The sequence below is a fragment of the Helicobacter sp. 11S02596-1 genome, from assembly GCF_002272825.1.
In the GTDB taxonomy this organism is placed as follows: domain Bacteria; phylum Campylobacterota; class Campylobacteria; order Campylobacterales; family Helicobacteraceae; genus Helicobacter_J.
Window position 1 is genome coordinate 17,036 of the sequence record NZ_MLAM01000015.1, and the last position, 19,358, is coordinate 36,393.

General features: G+C 39.5%; 20 protein-coding genes. 4 read left to right on the plus strand and 16 right to left on the minus strand.

Features of this window, described 5'->3' with window-relative positions; genetic code table 11:
- Nucleotides 1–11: 11 nt before the first annotated feature.
- The 14 genes from rfaE1 to hypA are packed head-to-tail and all read right to left on the minus strand — an operon-like array spanning nucleotide 12 to nucleotide 10,080.
- Entirely contained in the window at nucleotides 12–1,436 is a 1,425-nt protein-coding gene (gene rfaE1, locus BJI48_RS08400; RefSeq protein ID WP_095333960.1) for a D-glycero-beta-D-manno-heptose-7-phosphate kinase, read from the minus strand.
- Nucleotides 1,436–2,434 carry an ADP-glyceromanno-heptose 6-epimerase gene (rfaD, locus tag BJI48_RS08405; protein ID WP_095333962.1) on the minus strand — a complete coding sequence of 333 codons (999 nt, stop codon included), beginning with the start codon at nucleotides 2,432–2,434 and terminating at the stop codon, nucleotides 1,436–1,438. The genes rfaE1 and rfaD overlap by 1 nt, the downstream gene beginning before the upstream one ends.
- Entirely contained in the window at nucleotides 2,431–2,970 is a 540-nt protein-coding gene (locus BJI48_RS08410) for an HAD family hydrolase (RefSeq protein WP_095333965.1), read from the minus strand. Before BJI48_RS08410 ends, rfaD begins: the two co-directional genes overlap by 4 nt.
- Nucleotides 2,970–3,818: a sulfite exporter TauE/SafE family protein gene (locus BJI48_RS08415; protein WP_095333967.1), complete on the minus strand. Its 849-nt coding sequence runs from the start codon at nucleotides 3,816–3,818 to the stop codon at nucleotides 2,970–2,972. The genes BJI48_RS08410 and BJI48_RS08415 overlap by 1 nt, the downstream gene beginning before the upstream one ends.
- Entirely contained in the window at nucleotides 3,815–4,129 is a 315-nt protein-coding gene (locus tag BJI48_RS08420; RefSeq protein WP_095333969.1) for a hypothetical protein, read from the minus strand. Before BJI48_RS08420 ends, BJI48_RS08415 begins: the two co-directional genes overlap by 4 nt.
- Nucleotides 4,126–4,752: an ATP phosphoribosyltransferase gene (gene hisG / locus BJI48_RS08425; RefSeq protein WP_095333971.1), complete on the minus strand. Its 627-nt coding sequence runs from the start codon at nucleotides 4,750–4,752 to the stop codon at nucleotides 4,126–4,128. Before hisG ends, BJI48_RS08420 begins: the two co-directional genes overlap by 4 nt.
- Nucleotides 4,749–5,390, minus strand: coding sequence for a type III pantothenate kinase (locus tag BJI48_RS08430; RefSeq protein ID WP_095333974.1), 642 nt, complete (start codon nucleotides 5,388–5,390; stop codon nucleotides 4,749–4,751). Before BJI48_RS08430 ends, hisG begins: the two co-directional genes overlap by 4 nt.
- Nucleotides 5,390–6,412, minus strand: a complete 1,023-nt coding sequence (locus tag BJI48_RS08435; protein ID WP_095333976.1) for a hypothetical protein — start codon at nucleotides 6,410–6,412, stop codon at nucleotides 5,390–5,392. Before BJI48_RS08435 ends, BJI48_RS08430 begins: the two co-directional genes overlap by 1 nt.
- Nucleotides 6,402–7,040 carry a hypothetical protein gene (locus BJI48_RS08440; RefSeq protein ID WP_180763099.1) on the minus strand — a complete coding sequence of 213 codons (639 nt, stop codon included), beginning with the start codon at nucleotides 7,038–7,040 and terminating at the stop codon, nucleotides 6,402–6,404. The genes BJI48_RS08435 and BJI48_RS08440 overlap by 11 nt, the downstream gene beginning before the upstream one ends.
- A gap of 15 nt (nucleotides 7,041–7,055) precedes the next feature.
- Nucleotides 7,056–7,487, minus strand: a complete 432-nt coding sequence (gene dut / locus BJI48_RS08445; RefSeq protein WP_095333979.1) for a dUTP diphosphatase — start codon at nucleotides 7,485–7,487, stop codon at nucleotides 7,056–7,058.
- Nucleotides 7,484–7,990 carry a transcription elongation factor GreA gene (gene greA / locus BJI48_RS08450; protein ID WP_095333981.1) on the minus strand — a complete coding sequence of 169 codons (507 nt, stop codon included), beginning with the start codon at nucleotides 7,988–7,990 and terminating at the stop codon, nucleotides 7,484–7,486. Before greA ends, dut begins: the two co-directional genes overlap by 4 nt.
- A gap of 49 nt (nucleotides 7,991–8,039) precedes the next feature.
- On the minus strand, nucleotides 8,040–9,107 hold the full coding sequence (lpxB, locus tag BJI48_RS08455; RefSeq protein WP_095333983.1) for a lipid-A-disaccharide synthase: 1,068 nt from the start codon (nucleotides 9,105–9,107) through the stop codon (nucleotides 8,040–8,042).
- Nucleotides 9,108–9,707: a nickel-binding protein Mua gene (gene mua, locus BJI48_RS08460; RefSeq protein ID WP_095333985.1), complete on the minus strand. Its 600-nt coding sequence runs from the start codon at nucleotides 9,705–9,707 to the stop codon at nucleotides 9,108–9,110.
- Between the two features lie 13 nt (nucleotides 9,708–9,720).
- The gene (gene hypA / locus BJI48_RS08465) at nucleotides 9,721–10,080 is read right to left on the minus strand and encodes a hydrogenase/urease nickel incorporation protein HypA (protein WP_095333987.1); all 360 of its coding nucleotides are present in this window, start codon (nucleotides 10,078–10,080) and stop codon (nucleotides 9,721–9,723) included.
- A gap of 152 nt (nucleotides 10,081–10,232) precedes the next feature.
- On the opposite strand from hypA, the gene BJI48_RS08470 reads away from it, so the two are divergent.
- Nucleotides 10,233–10,985 (plus strand): carbonic anhydrase family protein, encoded by a 753-nt coding sequence (locus tag BJI48_RS08470; protein WP_095333989.1) that lies wholly within the window; start codon nucleotides 10,233–10,235, stop codon nucleotides 10,983–10,985.
- A gap of 25 nt (nucleotides 10,986–11,010) precedes the next feature.
- On the opposite strand, the gene BJI48_RS08475 is transcribed toward BJI48_RS08470, so the two are convergent.
- Nucleotides 11,011–13,182, minus strand: a complete 2,172-nt coding sequence (locus BJI48_RS08475) for a WD40 repeat domain-containing protein (RefSeq protein ID WP_095333992.1) — start codon at nucleotides 13,180–13,182, stop codon at nucleotides 11,011–11,013.
- Nucleotides 13,183–13,382: 200 nt separating this feature from the next.
- Here BJI48_RS08475 and ispG point away from each other — a divergent pair, with 200 nt between their 5' ends.
- From ispG to BJI48_RS08490, 3 genes are all read left to right on the plus strand, one after another.
- Nucleotides 13,383–14,459, plus strand: coding sequence for a flavodoxin-dependent (E)-4-hydroxy-3-methylbut-2-enyl-diphosphate synthase (ispG, locus tag BJI48_RS08480; RefSeq protein ID WP_095333994.1), 1,077 nt, complete (start codon nucleotides 13,383–13,385; stop codon nucleotides 14,457–14,459).
- A 257-nt stretch (nucleotides 14,460–14,716) separates the two neighbouring features.
- On the plus strand, nucleotides 14,717–15,631 hold the full coding sequence (locus tag BJI48_RS08485; RefSeq protein WP_095333996.1) for an AEC family transporter: 915 nt from the start codon (nucleotides 14,717–14,719) through the stop codon (nucleotides 15,629–15,631).
- Nucleotides 15,632–15,702: 71 nt separating this feature from the next.
- Nucleotides 15,703–16,968, plus strand: coding sequence for an MFS transporter (locus BJI48_RS08490; RefSeq protein ID WP_095333998.1), 1,266 nt, complete (start codon nucleotides 15,703–15,705; stop codon nucleotides 16,966–16,968).
- A gap of 17 nt (nucleotides 16,969–16,985) precedes the next feature.
- Here BJI48_RS08490 and BJI48_RS08495 read toward each other — a convergent pair whose 3' ends face one another.
- Nucleotides 16,986–19,229, minus strand: a complete 2,244-nt coding sequence (locus BJI48_RS08495) for a TonB-dependent receptor (protein ID WP_095334000.1) — start codon at nucleotides 19,227–19,229, stop codon at nucleotides 16,986–16,988.
- Nucleotides 19,230–19,358 lie beyond the last annotated feature (129 nt).

Consider the following 19,358-nt stretch of genomic DNA (forward strand, 5'->3'; position numbering starts at 1 on the left):
TTCCTTTTTTGTCATAGCGATTTGACTTTTTGCAAAATTTTTGTAGTGGATTTCCCTGCAACAAAATCAATAAGCTTAAGCTCTTTGGCGTATTTTGTCCCTGCAATCTCCTTACCCTCATAATCTTTTCCTTTGACCAAAACATCGGGGCTGATAGAGGCGATGAGCTCTTCTGGTGTGTCTTCATCAAAAATCACAACAAAATCCACGCTTTCAAGACCAGCAAGCACAAACGCCCTATCCTCTTGGGAATTAATAGGTCTTGCTTCGCCTTTGAGGCGCTTCACTGAAGCATCGCTATTTAAGCCTACAATCAAAATATCGCCGAGGTTTTTTGCCTGCTGGAGATAAAAAATATGCCCTTTGTGGAGGATGTCAAAACAGCCATTAGTAAAAATAATTTTTTTGTTTTTCAAGGATTGCAGGGTTGTTAGAAGCGATGTTTTTGAGATGATTTTATCATTGCAGTCTGATTGATTTCTTGAATGCATATACTGCACGATTTCTGCATATGACACGGTCGCGCTACCGACTTTTCCGACAACTACAGCCGCAGCGACATTGGCAAATTCGCACGCCTTGTAAATATCAAGCCCGCCGGTAAGTGCCAATCCCAACGCAGCAATCACGGTATCCCCAGCACCTGTAACATCATAAACCTCTTTGGCAATCGTGGGGATTTTGATGAGTTTATCGTGTTTATCGAGCAAGGCGATACCATCTTCGCTCATCGTAATCAGCGAAATGCTGAGTTTGCATTTGTCTTTGAGTTGTTTGAGTGCGATTGTGAGGCTTTTATCATCAGCGATAGTGATTTTGGTAGCACTCTGGGCTTCGTTTTTATTGGGTGTTAGCAGGGTCGCCCCGGCGTATTTTTGGTAATCATTGCCTTTGGGATCGCATAGAACAAGCTTATTTTCACTCCTTGCAAGCTTGATAAGTCGCCCTGTCAAAGCGGTATTGAGGACACCTTTATCATAGTCAGACAAGATCAAACAATCAAAATCCGATATTTTGCTTTCGATTGATTCAAAAATTTCTAGCGAAATATTTTCTGGGATTTCGCTTTTCTCTTCTCTATCGACCCGCAAAACCTGCTGATTGGAAACTACCACACGGGTTTTTTTCGTTGTGGGGCGATGGGGGACGATCATAATATTGCTGATGTCAATGCCGATAGTATCGAGGTTTTTGATAAGATACCTGCCCGTATCATCATCGCCAATCACCCCGCATAAGCTCACGCTCGCCCCCAAGGCAAGCAAATTGTTAGCGACATTGCACGCCCCGCCTAAGCGATTGCTCTCATCTCTGACTGCAACGATTTGAACAGGAGCTTCTGGCGAGATACGCTCGCATTTCCCCCAAACATAATGATCGATCATCAAATCCCCTACCACAAGGATACGGGGCGTTTTATTCTCAAGTCCAAACATTATTTTATCCCCTCATAAATCGCTTTGATTTCGCTTACATAGCTTTTGATACCTGATTCTAAATCAAATCTCGGCTCATAGCCTAGATCCTTTGTGGTCGGTATAATGTCTGCTTCTGTGTGGTTTTGGAAGAATGTATAAGGGTTTTTGATATAGCTCACCTCAAATGCCCCGAGCTCGCTTTTGAGGCTCTCTATAATGTCATTGAAACTCCTTGCCTTGCCATAACCGACATTATAGATACCGCCCTTTTTGGCTACCATCGCTTTGATATTGGCTTGGATCACATCTTCGATATAGACAAAATCCCGTTTTTGCTCGCCAAATTCAAAAAGCTTGACTTCTTTGTTTTTGAGGGCTTGGATGCCTAGCTGGAGTATCATCGAAGCGGTTTTGCCTTTGTAATATTCTTTTTGCCCATAGACATTAAAATACCGCAAGCCGATAATGGGGGCTTCGGGGTTGTGTTGGAGGATTTTCCTGGTGCTTGTATCCATACAGAGCTTGGAAAATCCATAAACATTCTCGGGTTCTTCGCCTTTCCCGACGCTATTGGGGGCGCTTGAGTTGCCATAAGTGCCAGCTGAAGAGGCATAGATCATTTTGGCTTGTTTGGATGTGGCGATATGATAGAGATTCAAAAAGGCTTCGTGGTTGGTTTGCATTACCAATTCTTGATCCAAAACCGTCGTGTCTGAAATCGCAGCTTGATGGAAAATATAATCAAAATCCAAATCCGCTATTTTTTCAAGGTCTGTGGGGTTGTTAATATCGCCTGTGATGACCTCGCCCCTAAATCCAATGAGATTTTTAAAATGCCCTAGCGATGTGGGATTCCCGCTTGAGAATGTGTTTGAATCTCGGAATTTATCAAACACAATCACGTTGGCTTCGGGATGATGGTTTTGAAAGTAAAAAGCAAGATTACTCCCTATAAAACCCGCACCGCCCGTTATTAAGATGGTTTTTCCTTTTAAATCATTTTGAATATATTTCATTTTTTTCCTTCCAATAAATCATTGATGACTTCTAAAGCCTGTTTGAGCGAATACACGATATGGATTCCTTGTTCTTCAAAAGGTTTTTGATTCCCTTTTGTCAAAAGGATTTTGTTTTTGATCCCTCCTGCCTCGCCAGCTTGCATATCTGTTATTTTATCGCCGATGATAAAACATTCACTAGGACAAAGATCATAATCTTTTTTTGCTTTTTCAATCATTCCGGGCTTGGGTTTGCGACATAGGCAATCTTTTTTGGGATTGTGTGGGCAAAAATAAATGCTATCAAACCCAAAACCTAATCTTTTTTTTAACTCATCTTGCATATAGCGGGTCAGTTCTTTGAACTCATCAAGCGTGTAATACCCCCTGCCAATGCCAGATTGATTGGTGATGAGGAGCAATAAAAAATCTTTTTCTTTGCAAAATTTTAGCAAATCAAAAATGCCATCTGTGAAAACAAATTCTTTGGGTTCATAAACATAACCAAAATCTTCATTTACGACCCCATCTCTGTCAAAAAATACCGCTTTCATTATTCTTTACTTGGTTCTTTTCTTGGTGTTTCCTCTGGCATTTCTTTGGGGTGTTCGGCGTGATTGCCCTGCTCCATATGCTCGGGGGTGTTATTGTGATGATTCATCTGATGAGAACCCATATGATGCCCCATTTGGTGTGTTTTTTTGCCCTCAAGCATTAAAACACCCTTATAAATACTATAGCCACCAAAACACAACATCAAAACAAATGAGAGCTTCATAAAAAAGCTTCTATACGATGTGGTTAGCATTTTTCCTGAGATAAACCCCAGCACAAACATCGGCAGAAACGTTGCGATTCCAAAAGTTCCCATCGTAACCATTCCCATCCAAATGCTTGGGGCAAGGGCGGCACTCAAGGCAAACCAATACACCATCCCGCAAGGAAGAAAGCCATTTAAGATACCTAGCCCATAGAAGCTCCACGGGCTTTTTGAGGTCATCAGCCAGCCAAAAGAGCGTTGAAAATACATCGAAATTTTGCTTTGAGACTTTGCGCCTATCGATGGTTCAAAATAAGCAATGGCTTTTGGAAAAAACATATAAAGAAAGGCAAACAAAACCAAAAGAATCCCGACGACAATAAACAAAATCCCTTTGGTGCTCATCGAAGCAGAAATCCCATAACCAATCGCAGCGCTAATCCCCCCGATGATCATATATGAAGTGATCCTGCCGAGATTGTAAAGAATATGGCAAAAAGTCTGATAAAAATTATTTGAATCCGGGTGGATTTTTCCATTGGAATACGCAATGACAATGCCCCCACACATCCCAATACAATGGCTCAAAGACATACTCAAGCCAAGCACAAATATCGAAAACAAATCTAATTTTTCCATCATAATCCTCCTTCAAGTGATCGGTTGATTGATTCATTGGCTTTTTTGATCGCTTCTAAAACCATATCATCTTTTTTGGGTTCTAAGGATTCAGAAATTTGTTTTTGATCTTTTGGGTCTTGCCCTGTTGGGATAACACCTTTGGGCATTTTTACAAACACATCTTCGTAATTTTTGCCATTTTTCTTATATCGGATATAGATTTCTCCTGTGAGTGTATTATAAATATAGGTATCGGTTTTGTCGCTAAACATTTGCCAATCTGCTAGTAGCGGGCTAAGTAGGCAAAAAAACCAGCAAAATATTTTTTTCATTGTTGCCCCATTGTTTCCAAAAGCGATTGGAATTGCGACTGCAGGTCCAAAATAGCGTGTTTTTTGCTATAAAAACTATTTTTATTTGCAATCAAATAAGCACTCGATTCCATAATGACTTCATCGATTTTAAGATTGTTTTGCTTCATCGTTGTCCCTGTTTCTACAATATCGACAATCCCATCAGATAAATCAACCAATGGGGCTAATTCGATCGAGCCATATAGCTTGATGACATCAATGGCGATGGCTTTTTTTGAAAAATGCTTCATCGTGATATTAGGCATTTTGGTGGCGATTTTGACACGTGGCTTGCGGTAATCAATCGCTTTGTTGCACGCTGAACCCACGACGACTTTGCATTTGCCAATACCAAGATTAAGCAACGCGATGAGATCTAATTCTTTTTCTTCCAAAACATCACGCCCCACAACCCCAATATCAGCGGCTTGATGATAGACATAGGTAGGCACGTCTTGATTACGCACGAGCAAAAATCGAAACCCCATATGTTCCAAGATGAGTTTTCTATCTTTGAAAACAAAATCTTGTTTGAATATCTTGCTAAATAGCCCAAGCGTTTCATCGGCAATCCTTCCCTTAGGGAGTGCGACGGTAATCATTTTTTTTCCTCATATTTTTTTAATGCCCTTTCGATAGAAAGTTGCATACCATTAAAAACAAGCATTTCATTATAAATCGATTGTTCAAAAAATTTCGCCAAAAATTTCCCATCCCCTCCAGTAAAATAAGCTTTTTTGCCTCCAATTGTCTCTTTGATACAAGATACGATACTTTTTAATGTCCCAAAACTTATCGCTGTTTGCGTATCTAGGGGGATTTCATCAAGAGAAATACCAAAATTTATTTGCTTATCCAACGCTGGAGAAATCTGTTTGTAAGCTCTAAAATAGCTCGCTAGTCCGGGCAAGATATACCCGCCCCGATGTCTGCCTGCGTGCATAATATCAATCGTAATCGCACTCCCTGCATCGACAATCACACCATCATCAATACCTAAACACGCTGCTTTGCGATCGACCCCAAGACCCTCATAAGGCGTATCAAGTTCAATGATTTTAGCAATATTATAAGAATTTTTATGCGCCTTGAGGAGCTTTTTTTCATTTTCGGGATTGACACTGATGTAGTAAATATCGGCTTGAAGATTCTTTTTGTCGATATTTGTAGGCAAATTCTTCCAAATACGATATTTATCGCAAAAATGAATATAGGTATTCCCAATATCGCAAAGTATCATCAACGCTCTTTGTTAAAATCAAGATAATATTTGTCGTAATAAATTCTATGTTTATCATAAAAATTCATTTTATTGAGCTTCATTCGCCCCATAAAGCCCTTGATTTCAAAGACTTTATAATTAAAATTGATCGTATCAACTTCAATCAAATAGCCACGTTTTTCGATCGTATAAAGCTTGTTGCCAACAATGACAATCGCATTAAGCGAGGCAAAAGGTAGTTTGATTTGATTGACTTTTCGGAGTGTTTTATCCATTTGGATAATCTGCCCCTCAAGCGTGAGGAGATAAAGATAGGGGGCGTGATACAAAATATCGATAATATCCCCATCATAGCTAAATTCCTGCCCGGAGATGATAGAGACTAGCCGTTTGCCCGTTGTTGCGAACATATTTTCCCCATCAACAACCAAATAAGTAACATTATTAAAAAACTTTTCGCTATTGATGATGATATTTCTAACGGGGGTGAAATTTTTGGTATCAACAACCAAAAGTCGCCCATCAAGCGTGGGGAAAACGACCAATGTATCCAAAAACACCGGCGCAGCCACGAGGGAATTTATCGCTAAGCTAGGCGTGCCTTTTTGAGAAAAAAGAACATTTTTGGTTGTAATGTCATAAATATCGGTCGAATTATCCGCAAGCACAACGGCTAATTGATTGTTTTTTATCGAAGCACCAAGCGGGCAAGCTGTCATTGGGATTGTTGTGGATTCTTGCGTATTTTTGTTGATGAGTTCGATATTCTCGCACCCTTGAGCGATGATGTAATAATCTTTGGTTTCATTTAAAAACACAGAATTTTTGTTGATTTTTAGATACGTAACCCCATCAACATCAATCACGTTGCCATTATCCAGCACAGCTCCAAAGCGGTTTGCTGTCTTGATATTGTCTTTTAGTTTGTGATCAAACTTGATCGCACCGCTTACGATGGGTGGCTCAAAATATTTTTTTGAACTACAACCAACAAAAAAAACAATCGTTGCTAAAATGAAATAGATAGTCTTATTTTTCACTTTTAGCCTCTGGGGTTTTCTCTGGATTTGGGCTTTGAAGCGAAGAGACGCCATAGTGTTTCAAGATTGAGGCGATCTGATAAACCGAAGATGTTCTGTCTATTTCGTTGAGCAAGGCTTTGGCTTGGGGGATTTTATTCTCCCCATAGAGCAGATAAGCTATCTGGATGATCGAAAAATCTTTCATCGGGGTGGTGTTTAAATTTTGCAAATCTTGAATATTTTTGGCATAAGAGGCGTATTGGTAATCTGCTAAGATTTTGACTATGGGGTTTTTTGAATCTCTTAGTGTTCCTAAGGTCTTTTCATCGCCATCTTTGAGGGCTTGAGCGTAGGTGTATAGATCGTATAAATCTCTCGAACTCGCTTTGAGTTCATCTAAAAGGGCTTGATTGTTGGGATTTTTTAGCAATTCATTATAAATCGCAGTCGTTTTTTGGGCGTGCTTTTCAGCAAGGAATTGCGAAACATTATAATACCCCACCCAGATAATCACCGCTAGGAGAAGAAGCCATAATAAATATTTATATTTGCTATACAATCGTTCGAGCCTGAAAGCATTTTCTAGGATTTTTTCATCCCCTTTAAATTCTTCTTGTATCTGTTTGATATTGTTTTTTATATCCATACTTTCCTCCTAGAGTTATTTTATACCGCTACTGCCAAATCCACCCGCCCCTCTTGGCGTGCTATCAAGTTCTTCTACTTCGATAAAATCAGCTTGATGGGTTTTGCTGATGACCCCTTGGGCGATCCTATCCCCAGCAGAAATGGCAAAATCCACATCGGCGTGATTGATGAGAATAATCATAATTTCGCCACGATAGTCGCTATCAATGGTTCCAGGAGTATTCAGCACGCTAATGCGATGTTTGAGCGCTAGGGAGCTTCTGGGGCGAATCTGGAGTTCATAACCTCCCTCAATCGCCATACTCAAGCCCGTTTTGACTAGCTCAATACCGCCGGCTGGGACAATATAATCTCCCAAAGCGCAAAAATCAAAGCCCGCTGCACCTTCGGTTTGGTATTTTGGAATAATGGCATCGGGATGGGTTTTTTTGATATTAATTTTCATTTTTCTGCCTCGCATTTGTCAAACTCGATATGTTGATAGCCTACTTCGAGTATCTCAAAATCGCTTTCTCCTGAGGGTAGTTTGATACTCACTTCATCGCCTTTTTCTTTGCCGATGAGGCTTTTGGCAATCGGAGATCCAAAGGATATGAGTCCTCGTGTGGGGTCGCTTTCGACACTCCCGACAATGGTATAAGAAAATTCCTTATCATTATCGAGATTTAAGATTTTCACCGTGCTACCAAAACTCACCTTATTGTGTGCAAGTGTAGCAGGATCGATGACTTGGGCATTGCTAAGGATTTGGGTGAGATCATTGATCCGTGCTTCGATAAAAAGTTGTTTTTCTTTGGCAGCGTGGTATTCGGCATTTTCTTTTAGATCCCCGTGTCCTCTGGCTATATCAATTTCTCTGACAATAGCGGGGCGTTCGATTTCTTTGAGATTTTTGAGTTCGGCACAAATTTTTTCATACCCATATTGGCTCATTGGTTCTTTATTCATTTTTTATATATCTCCTAAAACTAAAACTGCAATCATATAAAATCAGAAGTTAATTTAACGTTAAATTTATCCATTCAGCGATATTTTTGGCACTGCCGTGCTTCAAATACTCACGGATTTTACCCGATTCTATCAAAAATTTTTCTTTATCGGTATTTTGGTATGCTCCCAAAAGATTTTCTGCATCCAACTCATCTTGAATCAATTCTTCGTGAAGCTTGGTTTTCCCACACCCTGGTCTTTCGCCATTGAGGGCATTATAAAAAATATTTGCCAGCCCGACAAAAGAGAGTTTGACAAATATTTTGAGAATGGCAAAATCCAGCTTTTTGGCTTGATAGCCCAGCACAAAAGGCGTGCCTATGAGCGTGGCTTCAAGCGTGGCTGTCCCGCTACAGATAAAAGCAAACTCCGCTTCATAGAGACTTTGATGGGCATTGAATGAAATCTCAAAAAGCTCGATTCCCTCGCCATAAATCGAATGCAAATCGAGCGTTTCAAATGCCTCTGGAATGACTAAGATCTTTTTTTTATGCGGGAGTTTTTTGGCGACTTGCACAAAAATCGGAAAAATTCTTTTAATCTCCCCTCGCCTACTTCCAGGCATAAAGACAATCCCCTCGCCTGCAGGCGTTTGTTTGTAATGATGGATTTCATCTAATAGTGGGTGTCCTACATATGTCGCTTTGTTTTGATAAAACGAGGTCTCAAATGGTAAAATCGCTCCCAATCTATCGCAATAACGCTCGATTTTTTTCGCTCGCCAGGGTTTCCACGCCCAAATTTGAGGCAAGATATAATAAATGATGTGCTTGTTGGGGTCTTTTTGTTTGATGGCTTTTGCTAATGGGATATTAAACGATGATGCATCCATCAATAGCACCATATCCGCTTGGCTAGCTAATCGAGCCATTTTTTTGTTGGCTTGGTAAAAAAAGCTTATTTTTCCCAAAACATCGCCAAACCCCATCACAGAAAATTCCTTTGGGTCATAAAGTGCCTTTCCCAAATTTTTGTCAAAAATACCGATAAATTCGACGTTTTTGAGGTATTTTTTGAGTTCTTTTAGATGGAGATTTGAGCTAGGTTCGAGCGCACTCACGAGGATTTTTGGCATTTATTTTTCTTCTGTTTTGTGATCTAAAGATTGATTTGCTTTTAGCATATCTTCAGCATAAAAATCCCGAAGCTCGATTTTGAGTTTTGAATTTTCCAATTCCAGCTCCAAAATCTGCTCTTTGAGGATTTTATTTTCTTTGAGGATAACGCGATATTTTTTGTATAAACCATCTGTAAAGACCCTTTTGACGGGTCTAGCTTTTGCAACTGTGCCATCTTTGAGATAAATCTCGATCAACTCAAGTGGCTTGGGTAAGATTTCTTCTTTTTTTTCATTGATGATTTGAAGTTTTTCATTTTTGAGTTTAGAAATATTTTTTTTTATTTTTTGCTCAAATAAATGCCGTTTGATGTCTTTGATTTCATCAATTTTTTCTTGTTTTGTTTCTTCAAGTTTTTGGACTTCGTTTTTGGATTCTTCGACTTGCTGGCGGATTTTTTTTAGCTTGGCTTTTGCCTGTGAGATTTCTTCTTGATAAGAAAGAATTTCTTGTTTGAATCTCTCTCTTTCATCCTCAAAAAGTCGCACCAACTCCCAACTTTCCTTGATTTCAGAACTCTTTTGGATAAAATCTTTAAAAATTTGCTTATCTTCCATTTAATCCCACCATTTAGTCAATTTGCCCAATCATTTCTAAAGACAAAAGATGCATTTCACGCCCTTTGATCATTTCGAGATTTTTGCTTCCACATTGCGGGCATACGCCATAATCGATACCTTCTGGGACAAAGCAATGGTGGCAGTCGTTGCACTCAAGTTCGACTTTTTCCTCTACGATGTCCAAGATAGCGTCTTTACAAACTTGTGATTCTTCTCTAAAAGTCTCAAAAGCACTCACAAACAAGCTCTTATCCATCCCGCTTCGCTCCCCAATGCCAACGATGATTTTCTCGATTTTAAAAGCATTGTTTTTAAGGGCGTGTTCTTCGCAAAGTTCGATAAGAGAAGAAACGACAGAATATTCGTGCATCATCCGACCTTGTGTTTTGGGATTTAACTATTAAATTTAAATATATTTTAGCGTATATTTGCTTGGTATCATCATAGAACTTAAAAAATTTTTAAGAATATAACATCTATAATAATTTTGCCGGCAATTTTTAACTCTTAAAAGGAAGTGTTATGAAAAGCTTAATTTCTGTTTTTCCTGCCTTGGTTTTAGGTTTAGGAAGTCTTTATGCAACTGAGTGGGGATATGAGGGCAAGGGCGCCCCATCTCATTGGGGGAGTTTGGATAATGAATTTAAAATTTGCGAAGTTGGGAAAATGCAATCCCCTATCAATATCACAAATGCCGTGAAGTCTGTGAATACACATCATTTCGATATTAACTACATCACATCATCAAAGACCGATCCTATCGATGTTGTCAATAATGGTCATAGTATCCAGGTTAATTTTAGACCGAGTAATTTTATTACCTTTGATAACCAAAAATATCAATTATTGCAACTCCATTTTCATTCCCCAGCAGAGTTTGCCTTTGATGGGGTGAAAAATCCTTTTGAAATGCACCTCGTGCATAAAAACGACAAGGGCGAGCTTTTGGTTATCAATGTCGATTTCAAGCTAGGCAAACCAAATGAAGCGATCGAATTGATCTGGAAGTTTATACCCAAAGAAAAAGGTCAAAAAAATACAACAATCAAAAATGTCAAGCTTACAGCGTTGTTGCCAAAAAACTTGGGGTATTATTATTTCAAAGGCTCGCTCACCACGCCCCCTTGCACAGAAAATGTCAAATGGATTGTGCTAAAAACTCCGCTTAGTGTTTCAAAGGAGCAAGTCGAAATATTCCACAAAACAATGGGATTTGACAACAACAGACCTATCCAGCCAACCAATAATCGTGAGATCGTCGAAGAAGCAAACTAAGTTTGCTTCAAAGCGCAAAAACGATTCAAGTCAAATCTTGATTGCCAATGCCATCTGGCTTGGCGTCTTTTGTAAAAACAATACTTTGTATATGGTTGATATTTTTATCAAGCTTTTTTTGCGGGGTCCCTTCGATATTTTCTAAAATATCGCAAAACACCTCGCTTTGGCGACAAAAATTCACAATCTCATCATCTTTGCCATATCTCAAAACATACTGCTGGATGGACTTTTCCCAATCAATTATCAAATCGTTGTTTTCTAGGGCTTGATACATTTCATATACATAAGCGATTTTCATCGTGATATTGACCTTGTTTTGCCAATTTTTTAATGGGAAAAATTTACATATTTTGGCGTATGTTTGCTTGGTATCGCCACTTTGGGCGATATTTTTTGCTTCTTCAAAAATCTCAAAGATTTCTTTATAGATAGCAACAGCCTCCTCTGAAGTCCCCATCTCCGGATATAATTCAAGCATTTTGTAACATTCAGCATAGTTTTTTGCCCGACATTTTTCAAGAAAATCCCCAATATGAGCCAGATAATTTTGACTTCTTTTGACAAAATCCAAAAAAGGCTCTACCCCAACTAAAATCTTCAAATATTCTTGGGCTTTGGTGTAGTCTTTGCTTAGAATGCAATTTTGAATCTGGCGGGCAATGGCTTCGCATTTGAGATATGTTTTTTGGTAGGTTTTGCTTTTTTTGAGGAATTTACATTGCTGTGCGAGCAAAAAATAATTGGCAAAATCGTTTTCTTTGGCATATTTTTCACCCAAAAGATATTTGTCCCAATGGTTTAAAATCGTTGCGACTTGCAATTTTTTTTCAGGGATGTTTTTGAAAGGTTCTAAAAGATTTTCCATTTCTTCTTTGCCTGCCAAAGGGTCTTGAACTCCCAGATATTTTGAAACATCACAAATTTCTTCAAAATATTTTTCTATCTTTTGGTATTCATCAAGATTTTTGATACAAGGGTGCAATGAAGCAATCTCATAAGCTAAACCATAATCTCCCTTTTCAAACTCATAGTAAAACTCTTCAATAAAAGATTTTTCAAGGATATAATTTTTGATTTCCTCTTCTTTGCTGGGGTCTTCAAAATAAGGCTGTGCTATCTCGATAATCTTTTCGGCATTATTGTGTTTGAGGAGCTGGGAAATCTCTCTGATGACTTCTTGCCAGCTTGAATTTTTGACTTTTGTATAGACTTGCAAGGTTTTGAGCAAGATATTATGTTTTTCTGCGAGTTCTTTGGCAAGCTTAAATTCATTTTGATTAAGTAAGTCTAAAAATTCATTGATTTTATAAAATTTATCAATAATCTGAACGCTCCCATTGATAAAACAGATAAAAATAAAATTTTCGTATGCTTTGATACACGTTACCCCTTTGAAAGCGAGATTGATAGTATAAGCAATGGCATTGCTTTTGAGGCAATAGATATACAAAACATCCTCACGTGTGCCAATATAGGCATAATTCTCCTCTGGTTCAAGCATTATTTTTGTCATCCAGCAAGAAAAACATTTATGAAAGTCATTTTGCTGGGTGAGGGTATCAAAAATCCCTGCTTCGCCATCTTTGCAAACATAAAAAATTTTTTGGTCGCTATCAAAAAAAACCATATCCTCGATAACACTAGGCGTGGTTGTAGAAGCGATAGGGGTGTCGGTTTTGAGGCTATAAATCGTTAAGGTCAAATCATAAGAAGCATAACAAATCGCTTCAGAGTATTTTCCAAAAACGATTGAAGAAATATAATCGGGCTTTCTGGACAAAAATGTATTGAGCCGATGATTGGGGTGCGTATAGACAAAAACCCTGCCATCTTCCCCGCCTGTAGCGAGGTATTTGCCATCTTCAGAAAATTTTGAAACGCTAATATCAGCCTCGTGCCATTTCAATCGTGAAGTCAAAAATATCCGATTATTGACAATCTTATAAATAAAACCGATGGGGCTTTTGGTCTTAGGGATGAGGAGATAGCCATCTGGAGAGCAATTGATGGCTTTGGAATAGCGGTGATGGGGGATGGCATCTTTGGCGACTTGTTTGCTAAAAGAAAACATAAATTCTTTGAGGGAAAATTTATACACACGATAATTGTGATCGGCAAGCAGATATTCCCCATCAAATAGGGTCATATCCAAGATACTTCCAAACAGATTGATTTTGTTTTTTATTTTAAGCACAATCCCTCACAATTCAGATATTTTCAAAGATTTTCGTAAGATCCCATCCTTTTATCATCAGTTTGGCGTAAAAAATTTTATGTATAATGATACCACATTTTTAAGGTTATTTTTTTATCAAATTTAATTTTAAGTTAAATAAATGATAAAAGATAAATGTTTTTTACTAATAATATTTTCAAATTCTAAGGAAAAAGACAATGCTAAGCCCTAGATACCCCACCAAACAAATCTTCATCGGCAATGTCCCTATCGGCGGGGACGCCCCTATCAGCGTGCAAAGTATGACTTTTAGTAAAACCGCAGATATTGAAGCTACCAAAAAACAGATCGACAGACTGCATTTTGCCGGTGCGGATATTGTTCGGCTTGCGGTGAGTTCAGAAAAAGACGCCAAAGCCCTAGCAGAAATCAAAAAAATCTCCCCATTGCCTATCGTGGCTGATATTCACTTTCGCCACCGATTTGCCCTCATCGCTGCTGAAAGTGTCGATGCTATCCGTATCAATCCGGGTAATATCGGGACAAAAGAAAGGATAAAAGCCGTTGCTGATGCGTGCAATCAAAGAAATCTCCCCATACGCATTGGTGTCAATAGCGGGAGTTTAGAAAAGCAATTTGACAAAAAATACGGCCCCACGCCAAAAGGGATGGTCGAATCTGCCCTTTATAACATCAAATTACTCGAGGATTTTGGTTTTGCCAACATCAAAATATCGCTCAAAGCCAGCGATGTCGAACGCACAATCGAAGCGTATAGAATGCTCCGCCCTTTGGTGGATTACCCCTTTCATCTAGGCGTTACAGAGGCGGGGACGATTTTTCATTCGATGATAAAAAGCTCGATGGCATTAGGGAATCTCTTGATGGAGGGAATCGGCGATACGATGCGGGTTTCTATCACCGGAGAACTCGAAGAAGAGGTCAAAGTCGCCAAAGCCATCTTGCGCTACAGCGGGAGGCAAAAAGATGGGATTACGATCATATCTTGCCCGACTTGTGGGAGGATTGAGGCAAATTTGGTCGATGCGGTCAAAGAGGTAGAAAAACGCCTCGCCCATATCCGCACACCTTTGAATGTCAGTGTGATGGGGTGTGCGGTAAATGCTATCGGTGAAGCCAAGCACGCCGATATTGCGATCGCTTTTGGCAATCAAAGCGGGCTTATCATCAAAAATGGCGAGGTTTTATGCCGATTGCCTGAGGATAAAATCATCGAGATTTTTATCGAGGAAGTCGAAAAACTTGCCCTGGAGCGCCAAAAATCTGTTTGCTAAAGATGATTTGATAGGGGTTTTTGAACATTCTTGCCTATTTTTCCTTTTACCCCGCCTTTCTCCTCACTTTGCCACTACCCTGCATTTCCCAAAAATTTATTCAAAAATGCCTTGCCAATCACATCGCAACCGAATAATGCAACAATTTGACACCCCAGCACTATATGAGTTAAAAAAATAATGAAAAAATTTAAGATTTAAAAAGCTTGATGAGAATATAATCGCATTTTTATATCCTAAATCAAGCGAGTTTTGGAATGTTATTGGCTTTGTATGGGGTTTTTGCCTTTATTGGATTGGGTTATTTTGCAAAGACAATGCGAATGGTTGGGAACAAACAAAGTGGCATTCTTCTAGGATTTTTGCTTAATTTTGCCCTGCCCGCACAAATCTTTACAGGCATTTATCACGTTGAACTTGACATCAAGCTCATCGCTATTATGCTCGTGGCATTGAGTTGTTCTTTGCTCGGTGGGGTAACGATGTATTTTTTTGCCAAAAAAATCCTCAAACGAGAAGCTGGCACGGCGATTGCAATGGCATTTTTGGCTACTTTGGGGAATACGCTATTTTTGGGTATCCCGTTGATTCAAGGTTCTTTGGGGCAAGAATACGCCAACAAAGCGATTTTATACGATCAAATATGCACCGCCATCCCTTTGGCGACACTCACGCCGTTGGTGATGAGTTTTGGAGGCAAAGGGGTTTTTAGTTTTCGAGCCATCACGATGAGGCTATCGCAAAATCCACTTTTTTTGGCTCTGATTGCGGGATTATTTTTCAAATTAATGCCCTTTTCGATCGGGGAATGGATTTTCACCCCTATCAAGCAATTAGGGGCTTCAGCCACGCCAGTAGCGTTGTTTGCCATCGGGGTGCAAATCAGTCTGGGGGATATCAAAACCGAATGGAAAAATACATTTTTTGTCCTTTTGTGGGGGATGATTATCGTGCCAGCATTGATGTTTGCTTTTATGAAAGCCAGCGGGGTGGTTATCAATGACACGTGGAGAATGGCACTCCTAGAATCTGCAATGCCCCCGCTTATAAGCTCCGCAGCCGTGATTATGCGTGCAGGGTTAAACAACAGAATCGCTGTGAGTTCTGTAGCATTTGGAATCTTTGCGAGTGCTTTGACAATCCCCTTTTGGCTACATTTGAGTTATGTTTAAATTTTATGAAAAATCCAAATACCATCACGTATTTTTAAATAAAATAGTTATTTTTATCTTTGAGGCAACCAATGGGTGCGCATAAAATCGCTTTTTATAGGATTTTACCCATTTTGTTTGTTGCTTATTTGATTGCCAATATCGAAATCGCTAATGTGGGTTTTGCCAAATTTTTTATGAATAAGGATCTCGGGATTTCTGAAAGCAGTTTTGGCGTTGGGGCGGGAATGTTTATTGTTGCTTATGCGATTTTTGAAATCCCTAGTGTGATGTTAGCCACAAAGATTGGCTTAAAATATTGGCTTTTTTTGATGATGGTGATTTGGAGTATTTTTTCATTTTTGATGGCGTTTGTGCAAAGCCCATATGAATTTTATATCTTGAGATTTTTCTTTGGTGTGGCAGAATCGGGATTTTTAAGCACAACAATGCTGTATTTTAACGGGTGGTTTGGCAAAAAACACAAAGCAAAGCTACTGAGTTTATTTTTGCTTGCCAATCCATTGGCAAATTTCTTGGGTTCCCCGCTTGCTACGTGGATACTCTGTCTTGATATTGCCTTGCTTAAAAATTGGCAATGGCTTTTTGTTTTTGAGGCGCTTCCTGCTTTTTTGTGTGGTTGGGCGGTTTTGTGGCTACTGCCAAAAGACTACAAAAGCGCTTCTTGGCTTAGTGCCTCCCAAAAAGCCCAAATCGCCCAACAACTCGATCATACCCCGGTAAAAGAAATTTTTTCATTCAAATTTTTTCTTGATATGCGGATTTATCTTTTTGCTTTGATTTATGCTAGCGTCTCGGCTAGCTCGGCAGTCTTTAAGATCTGGCAACCCTCCATCATCGCTTCGATCCCATCGATTGCTAGTGCTAGAGGTGGGCTGGATTTGCAACTCGTTGGTATTTTAAATGCCCTGCCCTTTGGGATTGCGATGGTTTTGATGGTGATTTATGGGGGCTATTCAGACAAATATTTTAAAGATAGAAAATCCCATATCCTTGTGCTTTTGTATGGGTTGTGTTTTTCTTTGGCGGGGTTGGGTTTGATAAATAATTCCCTCGTTGTTATTGAAATATTTCTGTGTATCATTATCGGCTGCGTGTTTATGTTTAAAGCCCCATTTTGGGCATACCTTAGCGAACACATAGCGCCTCAAAAGGTGGGCTTTTATCTAGCGGGTATCAATGCCTTGAGCAATTTTTTTGGATTTGTTGCTACCAGTGCGGTGGGTTTTATCAAAGACAAAACCGGCGATTATGTGTATGCTGTTTTGCCTCTTTTAGCACTCGGGATTCTTAGTTGCCTAGCTTTGGCGATCATCAATCGACTCAAAAAAATCTAAATCATATCTTCTCTAGATCATATCTTCCCGCCGACTTCAAGATGGTAATTTGCTCCTTGTGCTTTGTAATAATCAAAATATTGCGAATCGGTAAAATTCAAAACACTTAGCGATACCCAGAGGTGATTTTTGAATGTATAGCCGATTTTAAAATCAGCATCGATATGCTGGTAATAGTTTTTGTAAGCATTTTTTATGCTGTCATTTTTGATACTATTATAAGCCCCGCTCATCGCATTGATTTGGAGCGAACCAAAAAAGCCTTTTTCTCCCCCATAAAGCAAAGACAAATGCCCCATATGCTTTGGGATAGCGGGTAAAAATTTTCCATTATCTTTGCTCGAAGATGGGTTATTGATAACTTTGGCAGATGTATAAGAATAATTGATGTCTGCATAGAGATTTCCCCAAATTTTTTGAATAATCTCCGCTTCAACACCCAAAATCCGATTATGCCCGCCATTGATACTCCTAAAGGCAGTTTCTAGACTTTTGCCATCACCTTGTTGGTAAATCGCATCAAATAAGTCGGTTTGAAAAAAATAAAGTTTTGCCACACCGCCATAAGGATTGCGTTGCTCGATACCCAATTCATATTCGGTCCCATATTCGGGTTTGAGGTAGGGATTGGCTTTGCTCCTTTTGCCGATTTTATCAACCAGATACATTTCTCTAGCCACTGGGGCGCGAAAAGCCAATCCTGCAGAAGCTTTGAGGGTCGTGTAGGCATAAGGATTGTAATTAATCGAGACTTTGGGACTTGGGAAAAAGCGTGAGAATCCGCCATAATTTTGCAAACTTTTGGTTTTGTCATCGTGGTCGTAGCCCGCAGCATTGTCATTGAAATTTTGCCAATAATCCAATCGCAAGCCCATATTGGTAGATAAAACATCGCTCCATTGGGCTATCCAGCTCCCCCACAAAGCCAAAGCATAGGCATTGGTATAGTCCTTGACACTAAAGCCGTTGTAATGTTTCCAAAATTCTTTTTGATTATATTCATTGATGAGATTGCGTTCGTTATTCGTAGACATATATCTTCCTTGAAATCCCGCTAACAACGTATGTTTATCGCTCAATCTACCAGAATATACCGCGTCAAAATAATTGCTTGTAGCAAAATTATCCAAACTCTTGCCCTTACCGCCAAAAATGCTTGCATCACTCTGCCCATCGATAAAATGGCTCACCAGATCCACGCTTGAAAAGGTCAAAGTCAAGCTCGAATCCTCATCAAAATGATGTTGGTGTGAAATCGAGGCAATATAATTCCATTCGTGCCGTCTGCCTGCTTCAGAAAGGGCAAGGAAAGGCGAGTAGCTGACTTGCTTGCTATTATTTGTGGTTTGATAAGACCAGATCGGATTGCCTAGCTTGTCTCGCATATTTGTATAAGGGATACCTTCATTTTCTTCTTGATACAAGATATGCAAATCCAAGCTTGTGGTGTCCCTATCACTCCAATCATATACCACCCTTAGCCTGCCATCTTGGGTATTGTAGCCATTGCGACCGAGCCATCCGGCATTGTTGTTGGTTTTTGTATCCAGAGGTTTGCCATTGATGGATACATCATTTGAAGTTGGGGCATTGCTCGCAGTTGTCGGCACGCGGTAAGCCCCATCGGAATTGGTAAATCCATAAGTGGCTTTTATCCTCAAGCGGTTATCCAAAAAAGTATCGCCTAATGAAAAATACCCTCGGGTTAGATTTTTGTCCGCACTTTTTATCGGATTGGAATCAAACTCGCTACCATAATTAAGCGTAGCGATGGATTCAAATCCCGTCGGCATATGGGTGATGAAATTTATCACCCCTCCGATCCCTCCTGTCCCATAAAGACTGCTAAAAGGCCCTCTAGCGACTTCAACACGATCGATATCATAGGCATTGATGGACTGAATGACACGCATTTCTCCCTCCAAATCATTCAAGATCACCCCATCAAGCATCACGATTGTCCCATAGGGAATGCCCCGAACAAAAAGCTGGGGACGCCCTTGATACCCTACATCTTTGCTCACCCTCACCCCTGCCATTACTTTTAGCATATCGCTGATTTGCTGGGGCGTTCTTTCTTTGATTTCAGACTTTTTCATCACGGTAACATTCCCAGGCGATTGCGTTATCAATGTCGGGATACGTGTTGCTGTCGCTGTAACGGGGGTCAAATGAAATGTTTTGGGCGTTTCTGCACCTAAAATCCCCGCCCCTGCAAATAAAACTAACCCAAACATTTGGCACAAATGTATTTTTTTCAATTTAATCTCCTTTATATATAAAAATATATAACGATATCCTAAGATAAATTTGTTTAAATAAAAATTAGATTTTTATAGAGCTATCCAAATTTTATTGCATATTCAAGCAAATAACACTATAAATAGCAT

What these genes read in the sequence shown, in the direction of transcription:
- rfaE1 (WP_095333960.1), bottom strand. Translation starts at nt 1,436, where the DNA reads ATGTTTGGACTTGAGAATAAAACGCCCCGTATCCTTGTGGTAGGGGAT.
- rfaD (WP_095333962.1), bottom strand. Translation starts at nt 2,434, where the DNA reads ATGAAATATATTCAAAATGATTTAAAAGGAAAAACCATCTTAATAACG.
- BJI48_RS08410 (WP_095333965.1), bottom strand. Translation starts at nt 2,970, where the DNA reads ATGAAAGCGGTATTTTTTGACAGAGATGGGGTCGTAAATGAAGATTTT.
- BJI48_RS08415 (WP_095333967.1), bottom strand. Translation starts at nt 3,818, where the DNA reads ATGATGGAAAAATTAGATTTGTTTTCGATATTTGTGCTTGGCTTGAGT.
- BJI48_RS08420 (WP_095333969.1), bottom strand. Translation starts at nt 4,129, where the DNA reads ATGAAAAAAATATTTTGCTGGTTTTTTTGCCTACTTAGCCCGCTACTA.
- hisG (WP_095333971.1), bottom strand. Translation starts at nt 4,752, where the DNA reads ATGATTACCGTCGCACTCCCTAAGGGAAGGATTGCCGATGAAACGCTT.
- BJI48_RS08430 (WP_095333974.1), bottom strand. Translation starts at nt 5,390, where the DNA reads ATGATACTTTGCGATATTGGGAATACCTATATTCATTTTTGCGATAAA.
- BJI48_RS08440 (WP_180763099.1), bottom strand. Translation starts at nt 7,040, where the DNA reads ATGGATATAAAAAACAATATCAAACAGATACAAGAAGAATTTAAAGGG.
- dut (WP_095333979.1), bottom strand. Translation starts at nt 7,487, where the DNA reads ATGAAAATTAATATCAAAAAAACCCATCCCGATGCCATTATTCCAAAA.
- greA (WP_095333981.1), bottom strand. Translation starts at nt 7,990, where the DNA reads ATGAATAAAGAACCAATGAGCCAATATGGGTATGAAAAAATTTGTGCC.
- lpxB (WP_095333983.1), bottom strand. Translation starts at nt 9,107, where the DNA reads ATGCCAAAAATCCTCGTGAGTGCGCTCGAACCTAGCTCAAATCTCCAT.
- mua (WP_095333985.1), bottom strand. Translation starts at nt 9,707, where the DNA reads ATGGAAGATAAGCAAATTTTTAAAGATTTTATCCAAAAGAGTTCTGAA.
- hypA (WP_095333987.1), bottom strand. Translation starts at nt 10,080, where the DNA reads ATGCACGAATATTCTGTCGTTTCTTCTCTTATCGAACTTTGCGAAGAA.
- BJI48_RS08470 (WP_095333989.1), top strand. Translation starts at nt 10,233, where the DNA reads ATGAAAAGCTTAATTTCTGTTTTTCCTGCCTTGGTTTTAGGTTTAGGA.
- ispG (WP_095333994.1), top strand. Translation starts at nt 13,383, where the DNA reads ATGCTAAGCCCTAGATACCCCACCAAACAAATCTTCATCGGCAATGTC.
- BJI48_RS08485 (WP_095333996.1), top strand. Translation starts at nt 14,717, where the DNA reads ATGTTATTGGCTTTGTATGGGGTTTTTGCCTTTATTGGATTGGGTTAT.
- BJI48_RS08490 (WP_095333998.1), top strand. Translation starts at nt 15,703, where the DNA reads ATGGGTGCGCATAAAATCGCTTTTTATAGGATTTTACCCATTTTGTTT.